This is a genomic window from Streptomyces sp. NPDC047108, from assembly GCF_040643575.1.
Lineage (GTDB): Bacteria > Actinomycetota > Actinomycetes > Streptomycetales > Streptomycetaceae > Streptomyces.
This window is the reverse complement of record NZ_JBEYUP010000012.1, coordinates 1-20,423: the sequence shown is the minus strand read 5'-3', so window position 1 is coordinate 20,423 and position 20,423 is coordinate 1. Positions and strand designations below refer to the sequence as shown.

General features: G+C 73.8%; 8 protein-coding genes. All 8 read left to right on the top strand.

Features of this window, described 5'->3' with window-relative positions; all coding sequences use genetic code 11:
• Positions 1 to 45 precede the first annotated feature (45 nt).
• The 8 genes from ABZ822_RS22245 to ABZ822_RS22210 all read left to right on the top strand — a co-directional run bounded on the left by ABZ822_RS22245 (position 46) and on the right by ABZ822_RS22210 (position 20,252).
• A complete protein-coding gene (locus ABZ822_RS22245; protein ID WP_360856798.1) occupies positions 46 to 1,488 on the top strand; it encodes an MFS transporter in 1,443 nt (480 codons plus the stop codon).
• 138 nt (positions 1,489 to 1,626) lie between these two features.
• Positions 1,627 to 3,012 (top strand): carotenoid oxygenase family protein, encoded by a 1,386-nt coding sequence (locus ABZ822_RS22240; RefSeq protein WP_360856795.1) that lies wholly within the window; start codon positions 1,627 to 1,629, stop codon positions 3,010 to 3,012.
• 103 nt (positions 3,013 to 3,115) lie between these two features.
• Positions 3,116 to 3,574, top strand: a complete 459-nt coding sequence (locus tag ABZ822_RS22235; protein ID WP_360856792.1) for an SRPBCC family protein — start codon at positions 3,116 to 3,118, stop codon at positions 3,572 to 3,574.
• Between the two features lie 140 nt (positions 3,575 to 3,714).
• Positions 3,715 to 16,305, top strand: coding sequence for an amino acid adenylation domain-containing protein (locus ABZ822_RS22230; protein ID WP_360856789.1), 12,591 nt, complete (start codon positions 3,715 to 3,717; stop codon positions 16,303 to 16,305).
• Between the two features lie 67 nt (positions 16,306 to 16,372).
• Complete coding sequence (locus ABZ822_RS22225) at positions 16,373 to 16,939, top strand: TetR/AcrR family transcriptional regulator (RefSeq protein ID WP_360856786.1); 567 nt, start codon at positions 16,373 to 16,375, stop codon at positions 16,937 to 16,939.
• A 135-nt stretch (positions 16,940 to 17,074) separates the two neighbouring features.
• Positions 17,075 to 17,644: a WHG domain-containing protein gene (locus ABZ822_RS22220; RefSeq protein ID WP_360856783.1), complete on the top strand. Its 570-nt coding sequence runs from the start codon at positions 17,075 to 17,077 to the stop codon at positions 17,642 to 17,644.
• Positions 17,645 to 17,804: 160 nt separating this feature from the next.
• Positions 17,805 to 18,995, top strand: a complete 1,191-nt coding sequence (locus ABZ822_RS22215) for a GDSL-type esterase/lipase family protein (RefSeq protein ID WP_360856780.1) — start codon at positions 17,805 to 17,807, stop codon at positions 18,993 to 18,995.
• A 153-nt stretch (positions 18,996 to 19,148) separates the two neighbouring features.
• Positions 19,149 to 20,252 (top strand): S8 family peptidase, encoded by a 1,104-nt coding sequence (locus tag ABZ822_RS22210; protein ID WP_360856777.1) that lies wholly within the window; start codon positions 19,149 to 19,151, stop codon positions 20,250 to 20,252.
• Positions 20,253 to 20,423 lie beyond the last annotated feature (171 nt).

Sequence of the window (20,423 nt, the reverse complement as noted above, 5' to 3'; positions counted from 1 at the left end):
GCGGGCATGCAGTGAGTAATTAATCACTCTTTCTCGGGAGGCGTTGTGGGACCGACTTCCCTCAGAACCGGAGCGGCCGGCACCGCGCACGACCGCGGCGGATCCGGTCACGCGTCCCGCCTCGCGCTGGCGGTGCCGGCCACGGCGCAGTTCCTGGTCGTGCTGAGCACCTCGATCGTCAATGTGGCCCTGCCGCCCGTACGGCGCGATCTGCACCTGGACCCGGTGGAGATGTCGTGGGTGGTCAACGGCTACGTCCTGACCTTCGGCGCCCTGCTGCTCCTCGGCGGACGCGCCGCCGACCTCCTCGGCCACCGGCGGATGTTCGTCGGCGGACTGGGCCTCTTCGCCGCGGCCTCCGCCATCGCGGCGGCGGCCTGGAACGCCGAGATCCTCATCGCCGCCCGCATCGTTCAGGGGCTGGCCGCCGCGGCGCTGGCGCCCGCGGCCCTGGCGCTGGTGATGACGCTGTACCCGTCGGGCCCGCGGCGCGGTTTCGCCCTCGGCGTGTGGGGCGCCGTGTCCGGCGCGGGCGGGGCGGCGGGCGTCCTGCTGGGCGGCCTTCTCACCGACGCGTACGGCTGGCCCTCGGTCTTCTGGCTGAGCGTGCCCCTCTCCCTCGCGGCGATGGGCGGGGCGTACGCGGTCCTCCCCCACGACCGTCCCGCGAGCGCGCCGCGGCGCATCGATCTGCCGGGTGCGGTGACCGTGACGTCCGGCCTCTTCGCTGTCGCCTTCGCCCTGTCGGGCGCGAGCCGTGACGGCTGGACGAGCCGGGCCACCCTGCTCCCGCTCGCCGCCGGCCTCGTCCTGCTCCTGCTCTTCGCCCGGATCCAGAGCCGGTCGGCCGCCGCGCTCCTCCCGCCGCGGATCCTCACCACCGGCACGGTCCGGGTGGCGAACGTGATGATGGCCGCGCTCGGTGCGATCTGGATCGGACTCTTCTACTTTCTCCCCCTCCACCAGACGGAGGTCCTGGGCTACGGCCCGCTCGAGACCGGTCTGACGCAGCTTCCGCTCGCCCTCTCCCTCACGCTCGCCTCGGCACTGGCCCGGCGGCTCACCGCCCTCCTCGGCCGGCGCACCGCCCTGACCGCGGGGCTGATCGCGCTGAGCGCCGGTCTGGTGTGGTTCGGACGGGCACCGGCCGACGGCACGTTCGCCGCGGACCTGCTCGGCCCGTCCCTGCTGGTGGGCGCGGGGCTCGGCGTGGCCTTCGTCCGGCTCACCACGCTCGCCACGGACGGGGTCGGCGCCGCGGAAGCGGGGCTGGCCGGCGGGCTGGTCAACACCACGCGCCAGATCGGCGGCGCCCTCGGCCTTGCCGCGCTCACCGCCGTCGCGGGCGCCGCCTCCTCCGCACCGCGCGGTGCGGCGACTGCGGTCACGGCCGCGGAACAGGCCCAGGGGTACGGCGCCGCCTTCCTGGCCGCCGCCGGCGTGGCCGCGCTCACCGCCCTCTACGCGGCGCTCCGTTCACCGCGCTGACGCAGAAACGCCTTCGAACCGCACCGGACCATCCCTCGTACGACCTCGCAGAGGCCCCTGACACGCCCCCGGCACATCAACACCCCGGCACGACCGCCCCGTTACGACCCGGAACCGACACCGAGGAGACCGACCGAGATGAGCATCGACACGAGCACCGCGCACACGGGGGCCGGCCTCGAGAAGCCTTACCTCAGCGGGCACTTCGCACCGGTCGCCGACGAGACCACCGCCACCGGTCTGACCGTCCGCGGCACCCTGCCTCCGGAGCTGAACGGCCGCTACTTCCGCAACGGCCACAACCCCAAGCCGGGCGACGTCCCCACGCATTGGTTCAAAGGCAGCGGCATGATCCACGGACTGCGCCTGCGCGAGGGCCGGGCCGAGTGGTACCGCAACCGCTGGGTCAGGACGCCCGCCCTGGACGGCGCTCCGTACATCCGTGAGGACGGCACCCCCGACCTGACCGCCAGCATCGCGGGCACCCACATCATCGAGCACGCCGGCCGGATCCTCGCCCTCCAAGAGGCCAACCTGCCCTGGCAGATGACCCCGGAGCTCGACACCGTCGCGCCCTACGACTTCGGCGGCCGACTCCGCACCGCGATGACCGCCCATCCCAAGGAGGACCCGGTCACCGGCGAGCTGCACTTCTTCGGGTACTCGCCCTTCCCGCCGTTCCTCACCTACTACGTGGCCGACGCCGCCGGGCGGGTGGTGCGCAGCGTCGAGGTCGAGGGCGCCGGGCCGTCGCTGATGCACGACTTCGCGCTCACCACCGACCACGTCGTCTGGCTGGACCTCCCGGTCGTCTTCGACCACGCCGAGCAGTCCGGCATCCCCTACCGGTGGAGCGACATCTACACGCCGCGGATGGGCGTCATGCCGCGGACGGGGCCGGCGACCGTCACCTGGTTCGACGTCGAGCCCGGGGCTCTGCTGCACGTCGCCAATGCCCACCAGGACGACGCCGGGCGCATCGTCATCGACGGTCCGCGCTACGACCGCACGGCGTGGGAGTCGTCGTGGAAGTGGTTCGTGGGTGCGCCGGGTTACGGGCCGTCGCCCGCCATCGGCTCCGTCGGTCACCGGTGGACGCTCGACCCGCGCAGCGGCAAGGCCACGGAGGAGCCCCGCGACGGGCTGGTCACCGAGTTCCCGACCGTCAACGACGCGTACCTGGGCCGGGAGAACCGCTACAGCTACGCGCTCGCCTTCCCCGGCGCCGGACTCGACGGGTACGCCGTGGTGAAGTACGACAACGCCACCGGAGAGCGCCGCATGGCGCCCATGGGTGAGCGGAGGATGCCGGGCGAGTCGGTGTTCGTACCCGCCGACGGCGGTACGGCCGAGGACGACGGCTACCTGCTGACGATCGTCAGCGACCTCGCCCGCGACACCTCCGAGCTCCTCGTCCTGGACGCCACGGACATCCGGCGGGAGCCGGTCGCGGTGGTGGAGCTGCCGCGCCGCGTGCCCGCCGGGATCCACGGCTCGTGGATCCCGGACGCCGAACGGGAGTAGCGCACAGCTGCCCCTCCGTCCGCACTCCGCCGCTCCGCTCCCCCGTCCCCTGCCGCACCGTTCTCCCCTCCCGCGCCCCTCTCCCGTTCCGAAAGGACTCTTCATGGACATCGACCGCAGCGCACCCGTGATCGTCGAGCTCGAGGTCACCGTCGAGGCGCCTCTCGCGGCCGTCTGGGATCTCCACACCGACATCGCGCGGTGGCCCGCCTGGCAGACCGACATCAGCACCGCGCAGCCGGACGGCCCCGTAGCCCCCGGAACCACCTTCGTCTGGGAGACGGCGGGGCTGGACATCACCTCCACGGTCCGCGAGGTCGAGCCGCGGCGACGCATCGTGTGGGGAGGCCCGGCGCACGGCATCGACGGTGTCCATGTGTGGACCTTCGAGGAGACCGCGGCGGGCACGCTCGTCCGCACCGCCGAGTCGTGGAACGGCGAACCCGTGCTCAGCGACGTCGACGGCATGCGCGACGCGCTGCACGGCGCCCTGTCGACGTGGCTGGCCCACCTCAAGAGCACGGCGGAGTCGGCCGCCGCGTCCGGATCAACCCGCGGCTGACGAAAGCGGTCCTTCCCCGTGGAGCGGCCCCCTCCGTTCCACGGAGAAGGTGCGCCCGGAACGTACGGCCCCGGCGGCCGGAACGGCAGCGGCGCAGCACCACACCCGACACGATCACCCAGATTGGTACGTTACCCGCCATGCCAGGCCCGAACGGCGAGAAGTCCCTGCTCGACGTCCTGCTCCGCGCGGCCGATGAGGCGCCCGGACAGGTCGTCGTGCATGTACGGGGGGACGGCAGCGAACGCGTCGTGACCTACCGCGAACTCCGCGACGAGGCGCTGCGGGTCGCCGGCGGATTCACCTCCTCGGGCCTGGAGCCTGGCTCGTCCTCGGGCCCGTCTTCGGGTCTGGAGCCGGGAGCCCCCGTCCTGCTGCTCGCCGATCCGGGCGACGCCTTCCAGCCGATGTTCTGGGGAGCCCTCGCCGCCGGGCTGGTGCCCGTGCCCCTCCCGCCCGAGGCGGGCCGCGTACGGCCGGTCTGGGAACACCTCGGACGGCCTCCCGTGGTCGTCGACGAGGCGACCGCCCCGCTGCTCTCCCGGCTGCCGGACACGGTCCGGGCGCTGCGGCTCGCGGACCTGCGCGGGGGCACGCCACCCGACGGGCTGCCGGAGCCGCACCCCGACGACGTGGCGGTGCTCCAGTTCTCGTCGGGCAGCACCGGAGCCCCCAAGGGAGTGGAGCTGACGCACGCCAACGTGCTGGCCAACCTGGAGCAGATCCGGACCGCCGCCGCGCTCACGCCGGACGATGTCGTGGCGAGCTGGATGCCGTACTTCCACGACATGGGGCTCTTCGGGACCCACCTGGCGCCGCTGGCCGCCCGCGCCCGGCAGGTGAGGCTGAGCCCGCTGTCGTTCGCCAAGCGCCCCGAGCTGTGGCTCGACGCCGCGCAGCGCCACCGCGCCACGTTGCTGTCGGCGGCCGATTTCGCCCTGGCCCTCGTCAACCGGCGCCTCTCCCAGGCAGCCGTGGACCGCTTCGACCTCAGCAGCGTCCGCCAGGTGATGGTCGGCGCCGAGCCCATATCGCCGTCCGTCTGGCGGGAGTTCGCCCGCCGGATGCGCGGAGCCGGTCTCGACGCACGCGCTCTGCTCCCGGTGTACGGGCTCGCCGAGGCGACGTTGGCGGTGACCTTCCCGCCGCTCGGTGAGACGGCGGCACCTCTGGTACTCGACCGGGCGGCGCTGAGCACGGGCAGGGCAGAGGACGCCGAACCCGGCCCCGATGCCGTGGAGTTGATGGATGTCGGACATCCGGTGCCGGGATGCGTCGTACGGATCGTGGACGACGCGCGGGCGCCACTCGGCGACCGGCGGGTGGGCCACATCGAGGTGCGGGGCCCGCAGACGGCCCGCGGCTACCACGGCTCGCCGGACGCGACCGCGGAGACGTTCACCGACGGATGGCTGCGCACCGGCGACATGGGCTTCCTGCGGGAGGGGCGCCTGTGCGTGACGGGCCGTCACAAGGACGTGCTGTTCGTCAACGGCCGCACCTTCCATGCCTCGGACATCGAGGAGGTCGCGGCCGGTACGCCGGGATTCACGGGCGGACCGGTGGCCGTGGCCGGATCCACCGACCCGGCGGGCGGCGGGGAGCGGGTCCTGGTCTTCGTCGGCTCCGCACCGCGTCGCGGAGTTGATCCGGCCGCACGCGGCGACGCGGTGGCGGCACGCGTACGGGAGGCGCTGGCGCACGACGACGTCACGGTGGTGGAGCTGCCCCGCACGGCCTTCCCCCGGACGTCGAGTGGCAAGCTGCGGCGCGGACTGATGCGGGAGCGATGGGAGGCGGGTGCGTACGGGGCGGACCCGGACCGGACGAACAGGGCTGCGGACGGGGGCAGTTCGAACGGCGTGTCCACCACCGCGCCTGTCGCAGGGCAACGGCCACGCTCCCGTCGCGAGGTCGAGGACATCGTCCGGATGCTCTGGGCTCGGGTGCTGGGGGTGCCGGAGCAGCGGATCGGGGCGCACGACCGGTTCCTGACGATCGGCGGATCGTCGCTCAAGGCGATGGAGGTGCTGGCCGGACTGGAGGACGCGTTCGGCATCACCGTGCCCCCGGCCGCCGTCCGCGACCGCGACACGGTCGCCGCACTCGCCGGGTACGTCCTGGGAGAGGCGGTACCGGATGCGGCACCTGGGCCTGCTGCAGCGGTTGCTGGGCGGCGTACGTGTGAGCCGCCCGCCGCCGGGGACGGCACTTCGGGCAAGGACGGCGGCTCGGTCGCGGTCGTAGGCATGTCCTGCCGGTTCCCCGGGGCCTCGACCCCCGAGGCGTTCTGGGACCTCCTGATGGCGGGTCATGATGCCGTCACGCCAGTACCGTCCGCCCGCTGGGGCGGCACTCAGAACCCCGCCCCGGGTGACTCGGCCCGTGCAGGCGCGTTCCTTGAGGATCCCGCCGCGTTCGACGCCGGCTTCTTCGGTCTCGACGACGACGAGGCCCGTACCGTCGACCCCCAGGCCAGGATCCTGCTCGAACTCGCCCATGAGGCGCTGGAGCGCGCAGGCTACGCGGGACGCCGCCGACACGGCCGCCGGGTCGGCGTGTTCGCCGCGGTCGGCGACAGCGGTTACCGCGATGTCCTCCGCGATGCGACGGTGCCTCGATCTCCCTTGCCCGCCGGAGTGTTGACGGGGAACCTCCCCAACCTGGCCGCCGCCCGCATCGCCCAGTGCCTGGACCTGACCGGCCCGGGCCTGGCCGTCGACACCGCCTGCTCCTCGTCCCTCGTGGCCCTCCATCTGGCCCGGCAGAGCCTTCGGAACGGCGAGTGCGACCTCGCCGTCGTGGGCGGCGTGTCACTCCATCTCACCCCGACCGCCTACGCGTTGCTCGAAGGGGCCCAGGCGCTCTCGCCGACCGGACGGTGCCACACCTTCGGCGCCGCGGCCGACGGTTTCGTCCCGGGCGAGGGCGGAGCCGCGATCGTCCTGGCCCGCCTGGACGACGCACGGCGCGACCGCGACCCCGTGCTCGCCCTCCTCCGGGGCACGGCGGTCAACAACGACGGCCGGTCGATCGGCATGATGGCGCCGAACCCGCTGCGCCAGCGCGAGGTCATCACCCAGGCGTACCGCGACGCGGGCGTCGACCCCGGCACGGTGTCGTACGTGGAGGCGCACGGCACCGGTACGGCCATCGGCGATCCCGTCGAGGTCCGTTCGCTCGCCCACGCCTTCCCGCCCCGCGCCGACGGGCGGCCCCTCCTGCTGGGTTCGGTCAAGACGAACCTCGGGCACCTGCTCCATGCGGCGGCCATGCCGAGCCTCGTGAAGGTGGTGCTTGCGCTGACGCACCGGCGGCTGCCGCCGTCCCTCCACCACACGCCTGCCTCATCGTCCCTCGGCCTCGACGGCGCGGGGTTCGCCGTGGTCGGCGAGCCCGTCGAATGGTCCGCGCCCGGCCCGTTGGTCGCGGGCGTCAACGCGTTCGGCTTCGGCGGCACCAACGCGCACGCCATCCTCGAACAGGCTCCGCCCGGTGGCGTCCAGGGGCCGTCCTTCTCGTCGTCCCGGCCCGCGTCCCAGTCCTCGTCCCGCGGCCCGCATCTGCTGACTCTCTCGGCGCGCAGCGCCCCAGCACTTCGCGCTGCCGCACAGGACCTCGCCGCGCATCTGAAGGACCGGCCGGACCTCGACGAGGGCGATGTGTGCGCCGCGGTCGCGGCGGCCCGGGACGACGGGCCGTACCGGCTGGCCGTCGCGGCCTCCGGCGACCTCGCCGACCGGCTGGAGGCCGGGCCGGACTTCACGGAGACGGGAAGAACCAGGCCGCGCCTGGTGTTCCTGTTCCCCGGCCAGGGGGCGCAGCACCCGCGGCAGGGCCGGGCGCTGTACGCGTCGGGGCGGGTCTTCCGGGACACGCTCGACGAGGCGTCCGCGGTCGTGGGTCCGCTGCACGGACGCGCCCTGACGGAGTGGTGCCTCCACACGGACCGGGACGGCACCCCGGCCGCCGGCATCGCCCGGACCGACATCGCCCGGACGGACATCGCGCAACCCCTCCTCGTCGCGTTCGGTGTCGCGCTGGCCCGCCAGCTCGGAGCCTGGGGCGTCTCCCCTGAGGCCGTTGCCGGCCACAGCGTCGGGGAGATCACCGCTGCCTGTGTCGCGGGGGCGCTGACGCTGGGCGACGCGGTGCGCTTCGCGGCGGAGCGCGGACGCGCCATGGCCGACGGCACCCCTCCCGGCGCGATGGCCGCGGTGAAGGGCGGGGAAGAGGTCGTCGCGGAGCTGGTCGCCGACGCGGGTGGCTCGCTGTCCGTCGCGGCGGTCAACAGCCCCGGTCAGGCGGTCGTTTCGGGAGATCCGGAGGCGATCGAGAGGGCTGTCGCCCGTCTGACGGCGGACGGCGTCGCCGTCCGCAGGCTGGCCGTCTCGCGCGCGTTCCACTCGCCCCTCATGGCCCCGGCCCTCGACCGGATCGCCGACGCAGCGAGCGCGCTCGCCTTCCGCACGCCGTCGATCCCCCTGCTCAGCACGGTGACCGGCGACTGGTGCGCCGGACCGGACGAGGCGCACTTCCGCGAACACGCCCTGCGGACCGTACGGTTCGGCGACGCGGTACGGCGTCTGCTCGACGACGGGTTCGACACCTTCGTCGAACTCGGCCCGGGCACGACCCTGCCTGGACCGGTGCGTGCCGTAGCGGCAGCTCACCACCCGGCGGCCGACGTGCTCGCGGCACCGGCACTGCGCGGGGCCGATGACGGCGCACAAGCCCTGCTGGAGACGGCGGGACGGCTGTGGGCGCGCGGGGTGTCCCTGGACCGTACGGGGCTCGACGCGGGCCGGGCGCGGGTCGCCGTCCCGACGTACCCCTTCCAGCGGACGCGCCACTGGCCCGATACCGGTCAAGGCCACCACAGCCCCACGGCGGGGTGGAACGTCGCCCCGCCGGACCAGGCCGTTCGGGAACGACCACACGCAGCACCGCTTCAAGGGCCGCCGCAGGCACCGCCGTTGCACCGGCTCGTCTGGGACGACGCGCCGATGGTCGCCGCCGCAGTCCCCCGCGCGGTGCGTCTCACGGGCGCCGACTGCGCGCTGGCGCGGGCGTTCGCGGATCGGCTCACCGGGCGGGGCACCGCCGTGTACCGCGACGGCGAGGCGCCGTCCAGCGGTGCGGCGCCGCCGGAGGCCGTGGTGCTGATCGCGGGTCCTGCGATGCACCTCGACTCCGAAGCGGCCCTCGACACCGCTCAGCACACGGCGCTGACGGCGATGGCCCGGCTCGCCGGTCCGGAGGGGGAGTTGGGGCACACCGGACTCGACGGGATCTCCGACGCGGTCGCGGACAGCGTCTCCGGCCGGGTCTCCCGTGTCGTCGTCGTCACCGAGGACGTGCACGCCACCGGCGCCGCACCTGAACTGCCGCGCCCCGCCCAGGCGTTGCTCACCGGTCTGGCCATGGCCCTGCCGGAGGAGCGGCGGGATCTCTCCGTGTGCAGCCTCGATCTGTCCTCGCTCGACTCCCTCGGGGACCGGCTCGACGCCCTGGAACGGGAACTCGGCGTCCGGGCCGCACCGGGGCGCGGACAGGCCGTTGCGTGGCGTTCGGGCCGCCGGCTCACCCGGCACCCGGTCGCCGAGGCCGTACCCGCTCCGGCGCGGTCCTCCCTTCCGGCCGACGGCACGTACCTGATCACCGGTGGTGCCGGCGGCATCGGCAGTGCGCTCGCCCTCGACCTGGCGGGGCGGGGACGTCCCACCCTGGTGCTGGTGGGCAGGTCACCGGAGCCACCCGCGGCCCTGCTGGACGAACTCACCGCGCTCGGCGCGTCGGCCCGGTATAGCGCGGCCGACGTGTCGGTCAGGGCCGATGTCGACGCGCTCATGTCCGGCCTGGCCCGACTCCCCTCCCTGGACGGGGTGTTCCATGCGGCGGGTGTCGTCCGGCCCGGCACGCTGCGGTCGAAGTCACCGGAGGAGATCGCCCAGGTCCTCGCGCCCAAGGTGCGCGGCACGCAGGTGCTCGCCGACGCCCTGCGACGACACGGCAGGCGACCGGCCGTGTGCGTGGCGTTCTCCTCGGTCGCCTCCGTGCTTCCGGGTCTCGCCGGGGCCCTGGGCGACTACGCGGCCGCCAACGCCTTCCAGGACGCCTTCGCCGCGGCCGAGCGGTCCGCCGGACGCCCCTGGCAGGCCCTCAACTTCGCCGCGGTCGCCGAAACCGGCCTGGCGTCACGGCACTTGACGGGCGAGGCCGTCGCCGGACGCGGCGTCGCGCCGGTCGGCATGGACGTGGCACTGACGGCTCTCCACGCCGCGTCCGGCATCGACGCGGCGCAACTCCTCGTCGCCGAACCCGCATCGGAACGCCCCATCCCGGCAACCCAGATGCCCGCACTGCCTGGGGAGGCCGGTGCGGAACCGTCGAGGCCCCTCCCCGTACCCGCGCGGATCCCCGTTCCCGCGCGAATCCCCGTACCCGCGCGGAAGACCGCATCCGCGCGCGCGTCCGCGTCCGCGCCCGCGGAGGGCCGCCGCCCTTCCGGCGTGGGCGGGACACTGCGCCGTCTGCTCGCGGCGGCGCTGGACCGGCGGCCCGAGGAGATCGCCGACGACGAGCCGCTCCTCTCCATGGGCCTGGACTCGCTGACCGCCGTCGACCTCGTCAAGCAGCTGGAGCCGGAACTCAGGCGCCCCCTCCCGGCGACGCTGTTCTTCGAGTATCCGACCCTCGGCGAACTGGCCGCGCATCTCGACGCCACCTCGACGGCGCCGGCGGTGTCCTCCGACGACGCGACGCCGGCGGACGGACCCGTGACGCGCCGCGCGGCGGGAGGGCCATCGGCGGCCGACGGCACCCCCTTTCCCCTCACCCCCGTGCAACGCGCGTTCCATACCGGTGGTCGGCTGCATCCCGAGGTCCCCGCCTACGGCTACGTACGGCAGACGATCACCGGACCGCTCGACGCCGACGTGCTCGGTGAAGCCCTCGCCGCCCTGATGGAGCGTCACCCGATGCTCCGTATCCGTATCGAACCCGACGGCCCGGCGCCCCGCCAGTCCGTGGCACCGGCGTCTCCGCTCCCCACGTGGTACGAGGTGCGGGAGCTGCACGGACCGCTCCATGAGCTCGAAGAAGCCCTGTGCAACAGGGTGTTCGACCTCGCCACCGGTCCCCCGCTGCGTGCGGTCCTCGTCCGCGACAGCACATCATCCGGAGGCGACACGGGCGGGGGTACGGACGTCGCGCATCTGCTGCTGGTGGTCCATCACGCCGCCGCGGACGGATTCAGCCTGAACCTCCTCGGCGAGGAGCTGTGGGCCGCGTACACCGCCCTCGCACACGGCCGTACCCCCGCCCGGCCCACCCCTGGCGCGACCTTCGCCGACTACGCAGCCGCCGTCGAGGAGGAGCGTGCATCGGACGCGTTCGACGACGATCTGGAGCACTGGCGCACCGTTCTCGCCCGGGGGCACGAGCCCCTGCGCCTGCCCTACGACGGCGATCCGGACGCGCCTCCCGCGCCGCCCCTCCTCGCACACCCGGCCGTCACCGACCGGGACCTCACGGCGGCGCTGCGCGAACGGGCCGCCGCCCACGGCGTATCGCTCTTCCACCTGCTGCTCACCGCGTACGTCCGCTGCCTGGCGCGGTGGAGCGGGCAGCGTGACGTGACCGTCAACGTCGCCCGCGCGCGCCGCGAGACGCGGCTGCCCGGCATCGACCGGCTCGTCGGCCCGCTCGCCGACACGCTGCCGATCGCCGTCGCCGTCGAGCCCGGCGAGCCGGTGGCGGCTCTGGCGGGGCGGGTGCGGGAGGCGTGGCTCTCCGGCGAGCTCCACGCCCGCCCCGGCAGCCTCGACCTCGCGCGGCTGCGGCCCGTCGGCGGTTCCGGACCGCGTACGGCGTCCCCTGCGAGTTTCAGCTTCGCCCGCTTCCCCGCGACCCTCACCCCCGGCTGCCCGGTGAGCGTGCGGCCGACAGCGGCCGCCACCGCCTCGGCCGCCACACGACTCGCACTGCTGTGCTGGGAGTCGGACGACGTCCTGCACTTCTCCTGGAACTTCCCGGCCGGCCTCTTCCACCGCGACACGGTGGCGCGGCTGGCCGGGGACCACCTCGCCGAGCTGCGCGCGATGGCGCAGCAGCCCGGGACACAAGGCCCGGAGACCGCCCGGGCCGATACGTCCCGGCCCGCAGGGCTCGTCGCCCGGCTCAGCGCACAGTTCCGTGCCACTCCCGGACTCGTCGCCGTCGACACCGGGCACTCGACCCTGACGTACGCCGAACTCGACCGCGCCTCCGCCGCACTTGCCGCCGCACTGCGCGCCACCGGAGTCGGCCCCGGCGGCCTCGTCGGCCTGCTCACCGAGCCGGGCTCCGACACCGTCGTCGGGCTCGTCGGCATCCTCCGCGCCGGAGCGGGATGGGTTCCGCTGGACCCGGGACACCCCGTGTCGCGCCTGTCCGGACAGCTCGAACGGACGGCGGCGCGTACGGTCGTGTGCCACGACGCGACCCGCGCGACGGCCGACGCGCTGCCCGGCGTCACCCCCGTGTCCGTCAACGCCCCGGTGTCCGCCGGTCTCCCGGTGCCTGACGACCGCCCGGTGGCCGTCGGCTCCCCGGCACCGGCCGCCGCGCCGGAGCCCGCCCCGACCACCCCCGACACCCCGGACCACGACCCCGACGCCATCGCGTACGTGATCTTCACCTCGGGGTCCACGGGGCGCCCCAAGGCCGTTCCGATCACCCACCGGGCTGCGGAGCACTACCTCAACTGGGCGCTGGAGACGTTCGGTTACGGCATCGGGGACCGTCTCGCCCAGACCGCTTCCGTCTGCTTCGACGCGTCCGTCCGCCAGCTCCTTGCCCCGCTGCTCGTCGGCGCCACCGTCGTCACCCTGCCCCGCCGCCTCGTCCGCGATCCCGAGGAGCTGCTCGCCCACGTGGAGCGGGCGCGCATCACGGTGTGGAGCTCGGTTCCCACCCTGTGGGAGCGCCTGCTCTCCGCCGCCGAAGCCCGCGCCCGGCGCGACGGGTCACCGCCCGATCTGACGGCACTGCGCTGGATCCACGTCGGCGGGGAGGCGCTGTCCCCCGCCCATGTCCGGCGCTGGTACGACCTGTTCGGCTCCGGTCACCGCATCGCCAACCTCTACGGGCCGACCGAGGCCACCATCAACGCGACCTGCCACATCATCGACGGCCGTCCCGGCGACGCCGTGACCCGGCTGCCGATCGGACGTGCCGTCGGCGGGACCGACGTCGTGGTGGTCGCGGCGGACGGACGGCGCTGCCCGGACGGCGAACCCGGCGAACTCCTCATCGGCGGCGCCTGCCTCTCCCCCGGCTATCTCGGTGAACCGGCCCTCACGGCCGAGGTGTTCACCGAACGCGACGGTCGGCGCTGGTACCGCAGTGGTGACCGCGTACGCGTCGGACCCGACGGGCTGCTGGACTTCCTCGGCCGCCTCGACGACCAGGTGAAGGTCCGTGGCCACCGGGTGGAGCCCGGCGAGATCGAGGCGGCGCTGCAGACCCACCCGGATGTCGCCCGCGCGGCGGTCCTCCAGGACGACGGCCGCCTCGTCGCATACGCCGAACCGCGGCGCGGTCCCGCCGCCGGCGCACCGGGCCTCCACCACACCGGGCTGCGCACCCACCTCGGCGCGATCCTGCCCGACTACATGCTCCCGTCCCGCATCCACGTCGTGGACGCGCTGCCGCTCACCGGCACCGGGAAGATCGACCGTCGCCGACTCGCCGCTCCTCCGGCGCTCCCGGACGCGGGTACGGACTCGGCCTCCGGCGTGTCCGACGACGGTCTTCGCGACGGACGTTCGCCCACCGGCACATCACCCACGACCCCGACCGAGTGCCTGCTCGCCCGGATCTGGTCGGAGCTGCTGGAGACCCCGGACGTCCGGCGCGAGGACGACTTCTTCGGTCTCGGCGGCGACTCGCTCCTCGTTCTCGACGTGTTCGCCCGCCTCGGCGAGGAGATCACCGCACTGCCCCGGCCGACCGTGATCTACGAGCACCGCACGCTCGGCGCTCTGGCGGCGGCGGTCGACGCCTTCGCAGCGGACTCCACCGGTGGACGACTCTCCGAAGCCGACGCACCAGCCGACGAGGCGCGTTCGCGACCGCCGGAGTCCGGGTCCGGGTCCGAGTCCGGGTCCGGGTCCGGGTCCGGGTCCGGGTCCTCACGGCCGTATCCCGTCACGCCCACCCAGCGCGGTTTTCTGCTCGCGGAAGCGGTGAGGCCCGGGGCGGGATCCGCGTGGCTCGCGCGGATGCGGCTGCGCGGGCCGCTCAAGGCCGAGGCTTTCCAGCGCGCGGTGGACGTCCTCGTCGAACGCCATCCGATGCTGCGCACCGTCTTCCCCGCGGGCGCCCGTCCGCCCGTCCAGCAGGAACTGCCCGCCTCCCTGCGGCTCCCCGTGCAGGTCGAGTCCCTGGAAGACCCCCGCATGCTGGACGACCGGATCGCCGAGGAGCGGCGGTCCCGGTTCGAGCCGTGGGCCTGGCCCCTGCTGCGCCTGCGCGTCTTCACGGTGGCGGTGGACGAGCACGTCCTCGTCGTCCACGCCCACCATCTGATCGGCGACGGGTACAGCGCCGCGCTGCTCGGCCGTGAACTGCTCGCGCTCTACGACGGTCAGGTCCGGGGAGGCGAAGACATCGTCGAACTGGCGCCCCTGCGCGCCACGTTCCGCGACTATGCCTCCCTCCTCGACACCACGACGAGGGAGGCCGCCCGGCCGGAGCCGCGGCCCGACCGCGTGCAGACCCCGTACGAACGCCCGGTGCTGCGGTGCGGCGCCGCAGCCGACACCGCCGAACGGACGTTCCACTCGGCCGCGTTCACGCTGGACGCCGGCCGGGTCAAGGCGCTTCGGCGGCTCGCCACCGAAGCCCGGACCACGCTGCATGCGCCCCTGTTCACCGCCTACTACCGGGCGCTGGCCGGCCTGACGGGGCGCAGGGATCTGGTCCTGGGCCTGGCCGTCACGGGGCGGGACCACGCGCTGCCCGGTATCGGGAGCGTCTTCGGCCCGTTCGCCGCGGCCGTACCCGTACGCCCGGCCGAGCCTCCCGTATCCCGGAGGGCCTCGAGGCCCGAGGATCCTCAAGAGGCCGATCCGGTACCGGACTTCGTGGACGATCTGCGGCGCGTGGCGGCGGCGGCCGCCGCGGCTCGTGCAGACGGAGCGGACATCCCGGCCGCGGCGGCGGGCCTCCCGGCCGCCGCCCAGTTCTTCTTCACCTACCTCGACTTCTCCTCGCTCGGCCCGCTCATCAGCGAGACCCTGGAGGTCTCCTGGGACGATGACGCGGAGCTGGACCCGCCGCCCGTCGGCACCGACACGTTCCTGGCCGTACGCCCGGTCGGCGACGGCTTGCGCGTCATGCTGCGCGCCTCGGCCTCCGCCCTGAGCGCCGCAGCGTTCGCGGATCTCACCCGCACCCTGCGGGACCAACTCGCCGACGCGGCGCCCCCGTCCGCCGCCCCGCCCGCATCGGATCCCCGACCGGGGCCGACCGACCCCCGACCGGAGCGGCCGCGTACCGCCACCACGCACCCGTACGGCCCCGGCCCGGCACCCGACGCCCCCTCCACGCTGGACGCCGCTCTCATCGGCTATCTCCCGGCCCCGGAACAGCTCCTGGCGCTGACCGGACGGCCGGCCCCGGCGATCTCCCGCGACGCTCTGCGCGCGCTGCTCTTCCCGGGCGGCGGCCCGCGCCTCCTGGAGCACATCGACACACGGCTCGGCCGGTCGGGGTTCGTCTGCCTGCCGCTGTTCGCGGACGAGTTGGCCCCGGGGCCGGATCTCGCCGCGCACACCGCCCGCGCCGTCCACCATGCGGTGTCCCTCGGCTCGCGCTGCACCTCGCTGGCCGGGATGATCCCCGCCCTCACGGGCTACGGCTTCGGCGTCCTCGACGCGGCGGATGCCGCGCACCGCGATCGCCCCCGGCCGACGGTCACCACCGGGCACGCGGCGACCGCCGTTTCCGTGGTCCTGTCCGTGCAGGCCGCGCTGGAGGCCGCCGGACGCGACCTGGGCGACCTCACCATGGCCGTCGTGGGCCTCGGCTCCATCGGCAGCACCTCTCTGGAACTGCTTCTGACCCGCGCGGCGCGCCCGCCCGCCCGGCTGCTGCTGTGCGATGTCGCGGGGAGCGCGGCACGCCTGACGGACCTGGGCGCGTCGTTGTCCGCACGCGGCCTCGCCGCCCCGGACGTGGAGGTCCACGAGTCCTCGCCGGGCCTCCCGGCCCCGGTGTACGAGGCCGATCTGCTCATCGCCGCCGTCAGCGGTGCGACGGACCTGATCGACACCGACCGCCTGCGGCCCGGCACGATCCTCGTCGACGACTCCTTCCCCCACTGCTTCGACACGGCCCGCGCGCTGACGCGCATGCGCGACCGGCGGGACGTGCTCGTCGTCGGCGGCGGGCTGCTGGCGGTCGGGCCCGTCGAGCACCACCTCGCGGCGGACCTCCCTTCGGCGGCCGCCGACGGATACGCGGCACGGTCCCGCATCCCGGACACCGTGGCCTCGTGCCGCCTGGAGTCGCTGCTCCGGGCGGCTGTCCCCGAACTGCCCCTGATCCACGGCCTGGTGGACGCCGAGCGCGTTCTGCACTACGTACGGGAGGCGGAGTCGTACGGCGTCCGCGCCGCGCCGCTCCACCTGCTGAACCACGCCATCGACCCGGACTCGCTCACCGGTGTCCCGCGCGGGCGCTGAGGGGGCGGCCCCGTCCCGTAGCCTCCGACGATTGACCGGCCACAGGTGTGAGTGATTGAGTACTCACATGCCTGCCACCACGCGCCGCCGCCTGTCCACCGCCGAAGAGCGCCGCGAGACCGTGCTGCGCACCGCGATCGGCGCCTTCGCCTCACGCGGATACTTCGGCACGACGACGACCGACGTCGCCAAGGCCGCCGGAATCTCGCAGGCGTACGTGTACCGGCTCTTCCCCAACAAGGAAGCCCTCTTCGTCGCCGTGGTCGAGCACTGCTTCACCCGGGTCCGCGACAGCCTGGAGGAGGGCGCCGCGGCGGCTCACGGCAGTTCGGCCGAAGCGGCGCTCTCGGCGATGGGCGAGGCCTACGCACGGCTGATCGGCGACCAGGATCTCCTGCTCGTCCAGCTCCACGCCCAAGCGGCATCGGTCTCCGAGCCCGCCGTGCGCGAGGCCGTACGGGCGGGGTACGCACGCGCCGTCGAGTACGTCCGCGGCGCGTCCGGCGGCAGCGACGAGCAGGTGCAGGAGTTCTTCGCGCGGGGCACGCTCTGCCATCTGGTGGTGTCCATGGGCGCGGAGGAGATCGACGCCCCGTGGACGCGCACGCTCGCCGCGGGCATCCGGCACTACTAGCACCCCGGCCCCGCCCTCTCCCACCCCGCCCAGCGGCGCCCCGCGCCCCGAACCTCCCCTACATCCGATAACCGTTTGCCTAATACCTTTAGCCACTTGCATGATGGCTTTCGCACACGGTTCGGAAGGGGCGACATGGCACGCGCAGGACTCACCGCGGAACGCCTGACCCGGGCGGGAGCGGAGCTGGCCGACGAGGCCGGCTTCGACCACGTCACGGTCTCGGCGCTCGCCCGGCGGTTCGACGTCAAGGTCGCGAGCCTCTACTCCCATGTGAAGAGCTCACAGGACCTCAGGACCAGGATCGCGCTGCTCGCCCTCGACGAACTCGCAGACCGCGCCGCCGACGCCCTGGCCGGCCGGGCCGGCAAGGACGCCCTGGCCGCGTTCGCGAACGCCTACCGCGACTACGCCCGGGAGCACCCCGGCCGCTACGCCGCTGCCCAGCTCCGGCTGGACCCCGAGACGGCGGCCGCCGGCGCCGGCGTCCGGCACGCACAGATGACGCGAGCGATCCTGCGCGGCTACGACCTGACGGAGCCGGAGCAGACGCACGCGGTCCGGATGCTCGGCAGCGTCTTCCACGGTTTCGTCGGCCTGGAGTCGGGCGGCGGGTTCAGCCACAGCGCCCCCGACTCCCAGGAGTCCTGGGACCGCACCCTGGACGCTCTCGACGCCCTGCTGAGGAACTGGCCCTCGCCCTGACCCCTACCCGCGCACCACCCGGCCGCGCCGCCCGGGGAGACCAACGCCCCGCTTCCGTCCACGCGTTGGCCCCGCGCCCCGTGCCGGCGCCCACCGACCCGCTCCCCGCGGGCGCGCACCCCGCACCCTCCCCATTCTCGATCACGACGCCGAGGCACGTATGAACACCACGACCGAGCACCCCTGGGTCACGACCCCCGTCACCGCCGGCCTCCTGCGCGGCGCCCTCGACGTGGAGCGAACCGCTCACGGCGTCCTGCCGCACCGGCTGCCCGCCCGGGCCCGCGCCCAGTGCGACGACGGGCAACTCGCCATGGCCGAGTCCCAACCCTCGGGCGTACGGCTGGTGTTCCGCACACGTGCCACCGCCGTCGAGCTGGACACGCTGCGGACCAAGCGCTTCTACGTCGGCGCCCCGCCCCGCCCGGACGGCATCTACGACCTGCTCGTCGACGGCCGCCTGACGCGCCAGACCAGTGCGAGCGGGGGCAACACCCTGACCATCGACATGACGGAGGGGACCACCGAGACCCGTACCGGCCCTCCCGGCACCGTCCGCTTCACGGACCTGCCCGAGGGCGACAAGGACGTCGAGATCTGGCTGCCGCACAACGAGACCACGGAACTCATCGCCCTGCGCACCGACGCCCCCGTCGAGCAGGCTCCGGACCGGGGCCTCAAGGTGTGGCTGCACCACGGCAGTTCGATCAGTCACGGCTCCGACGCCGCAAGCCCCACCGCCATCTGGCCCGCGCTCGCCGCGTCCCTCGGCGGGGTGGAGCTGATCAATCTGGGGCTGAGCGGCAGTGCCCTGCTCGACCCGTTCACCGCTCGCGCGCTGCGCGACACCCCCGCCGACCTGATCAGCGTCAAGATCGGCATCAACCTGGTCAACACCGATCTGATGCGGCTGCGCGCCTTCACCCCGGCCGTCCACGGTTTCCTCGACACCGTCCGCGAGGGGCACCCCACCGCACCGCTGCTGGTCGTCTCACCCATCCTGTGCCCCATGCACGAGGACACGCCGGGTCCCACGGCCCCGGACCTGGGCGGGATCGGCTCCGGACAGCTCCGGTTCCGGCCCATGGGCGATCCGGCGGAGCGGGCGAGCGGGAAGCTGACGCTGCGGATCGTCCGGGAGCAACTGACCCGCATCGTGGAGCAGCGGGCAGCCGATGACCCGAACCTGCACCACCTCGACGGCCGTGACCTGTACGGGGAGACCGACGCGGCCGAGTTGCCGCTGCCGGACCAGCTGCACCCGGATGCCGCCACCCACCGCCGTATCGGCGAACGCTTCGCCGCGCTCGCCTTCGGCGCCGACGGCCCCTTCGCCTCCCGCTCCCTCTGACACGCTTCGCCCCGGTACGGCTACTCAAGTGGTGTGATCGAGGTACTCATTCGGGCTCCCGGGGATGCCTCGCGTGCAACCGGCCGCCGCGGAACCCCCGTCTGCACGTGGCACCTGCCTGAGAGGTGGCACCTGCCTGAGAGAGGGAGCCCGATGACCACCCGCACCACCACCCTGCGCGCGGCGGCCGCAGTGACCGCGGCGACGGCGTGTCTGCTCGCCGGCTGCACATCGACCGGTGAGACCGATCCGGAGGCGCGCCGGACAGGTTCCTCCGGACACGGCACCGCGTCGGAGTCCTCGAAGCCGTCACGGCCCGCCGACGACGGGAAGCCGTCCGACTCCGCGAGCGCCTCCTCCGGGCCCGGACGGCAGGACGGCGCCCCGTGGAATCTGGACCGTATCGACCAGCGCACTCCCCCGCTGAACGGCGCGTTCACCACGGAGGCAACCGGCAAGGGCGTCACGGCCTACGTCATCGACACCGGACTGGACATCAAGCACCGGGCGTTCGGCGGACGGGCCTCCCTGGGCGCCGACTTCTTCGACGAGCCGGACGCGTCGGACTGCCCGGCTTCGGACGGGACGGGGCACGGGACGTTCGTTGCCGGGATCGTCGCGGGCGATCCGTACGGGGTGGCTCCGGAGGCGCGGCTCGTGCGCGTGCAGGGCATCCGGTGCGGCGAGGGCCGGAAGCCCCTGCCGGATGGCGTTCAGGACACCAAGCTCATCCAGGCGGTCGACTGGGTCCGCACGCACGCGAAGAAGCCGGCCGTGGTCAACATGTCCATCAACCAGAAGGGCGTGACGAAGGCCGTCGACGCGGCGGTCCGGCGCCTGATCGCCTCCGGCGTGAGCGTCGTCGTCTCCGCGGGGAACTACGGCGACGACGCGTGCAAGCACTCCCCGGCCGGAGTGCGGGAGGCCGTCGTCGTGGCGGCGTCCACCCGGCGCGGACGGGCCTGGCAGGAAAGCGACGAGAACGGTTCCGGCCATGGGCGGTGCGTCGACCTGTACGCGCCCGGCGACCACATCACCAGCGCCTGGTACGAACACGGCGACGCGACCCACCCCTGGGGCGCCACGTCCTGGGCGGCGCCCCACGTCACAGGAGCAGCCGCTCTGTATCTCTCGGCGCACCCCAGGGCCACACCCGGCCAGGTCGAGTCGTGGCTCGTCGACCACGCCTCCCGCGGTGTCCTGAAGAAGGTGCCCCCGGACACCCCGAACCGGTTTCTCAACGTCTCGGGCCTGTAGGGGAATTCGAGCCTGTAGGGGAATACGGATCCCGCCGCAGGTGACGGGGGGGGTGCCTCTATGTCTTTCGTCAAGCGAGGCGTGGGGTTCTGGGTTCGTAGAAGGTGCCGTCGCGGAGCATTGCGAACAGCACGTTGATCCGCTGGCGGGCCAGGCGGAGAAGTGCCTGGG

What these genes read in the sequence shown, in the direction of transcription:
- ABZ822_RS22210 (WP_360856777.1), top strand. Translation starts at nt 19,149, where the DNA reads ATGACCACCCGCACCACCACCCTGCGCGCGGCGGCCGCAGTGACCGCG.
- ABZ822_RS22220 (WP_360856783.1), top strand. Translation starts at nt 17,075, where the DNA reads ATGGCACGCGCAGGACTCACCGCGGAACGCCTGACCCGGGCGGGAGCG.
- ABZ822_RS22230 (WP_360856789.1), top strand. Translation starts at nt 3,715, where the DNA reads ATGCCAGGCCCGAACGGCGAGAAGTCCCTGCTCGACGTCCTGCTCCGC.
- ABZ822_RS22225 (WP_360856786.1), top strand. Translation starts at nt 16,373, where the DNA reads ATGCCTGCCACCACGCGCCGCCGCCTGTCCACCGCCGAAGAGCGCCGC.
- ABZ822_RS22235 (WP_360856792.1), top strand. Translation starts at nt 3,116, where the DNA reads ATGGACATCGACCGCAGCGCACCCGTGATCGTCGAGCTCGAGGTCACC.
- ABZ822_RS22240 (WP_360856795.1), top strand. Translation starts at nt 1,627, where the DNA reads ATGAGCATCGACACGAGCACCGCGCACACGGGGGCCGGCCTCGAGAAG.
- ABZ822_RS22215 (WP_360856780.1), top strand. Translation starts at nt 17,805, where the DNA reads ATGAACACCACGACCGAGCACCCCTGGGTCACGACCCCCGTCACCGCC.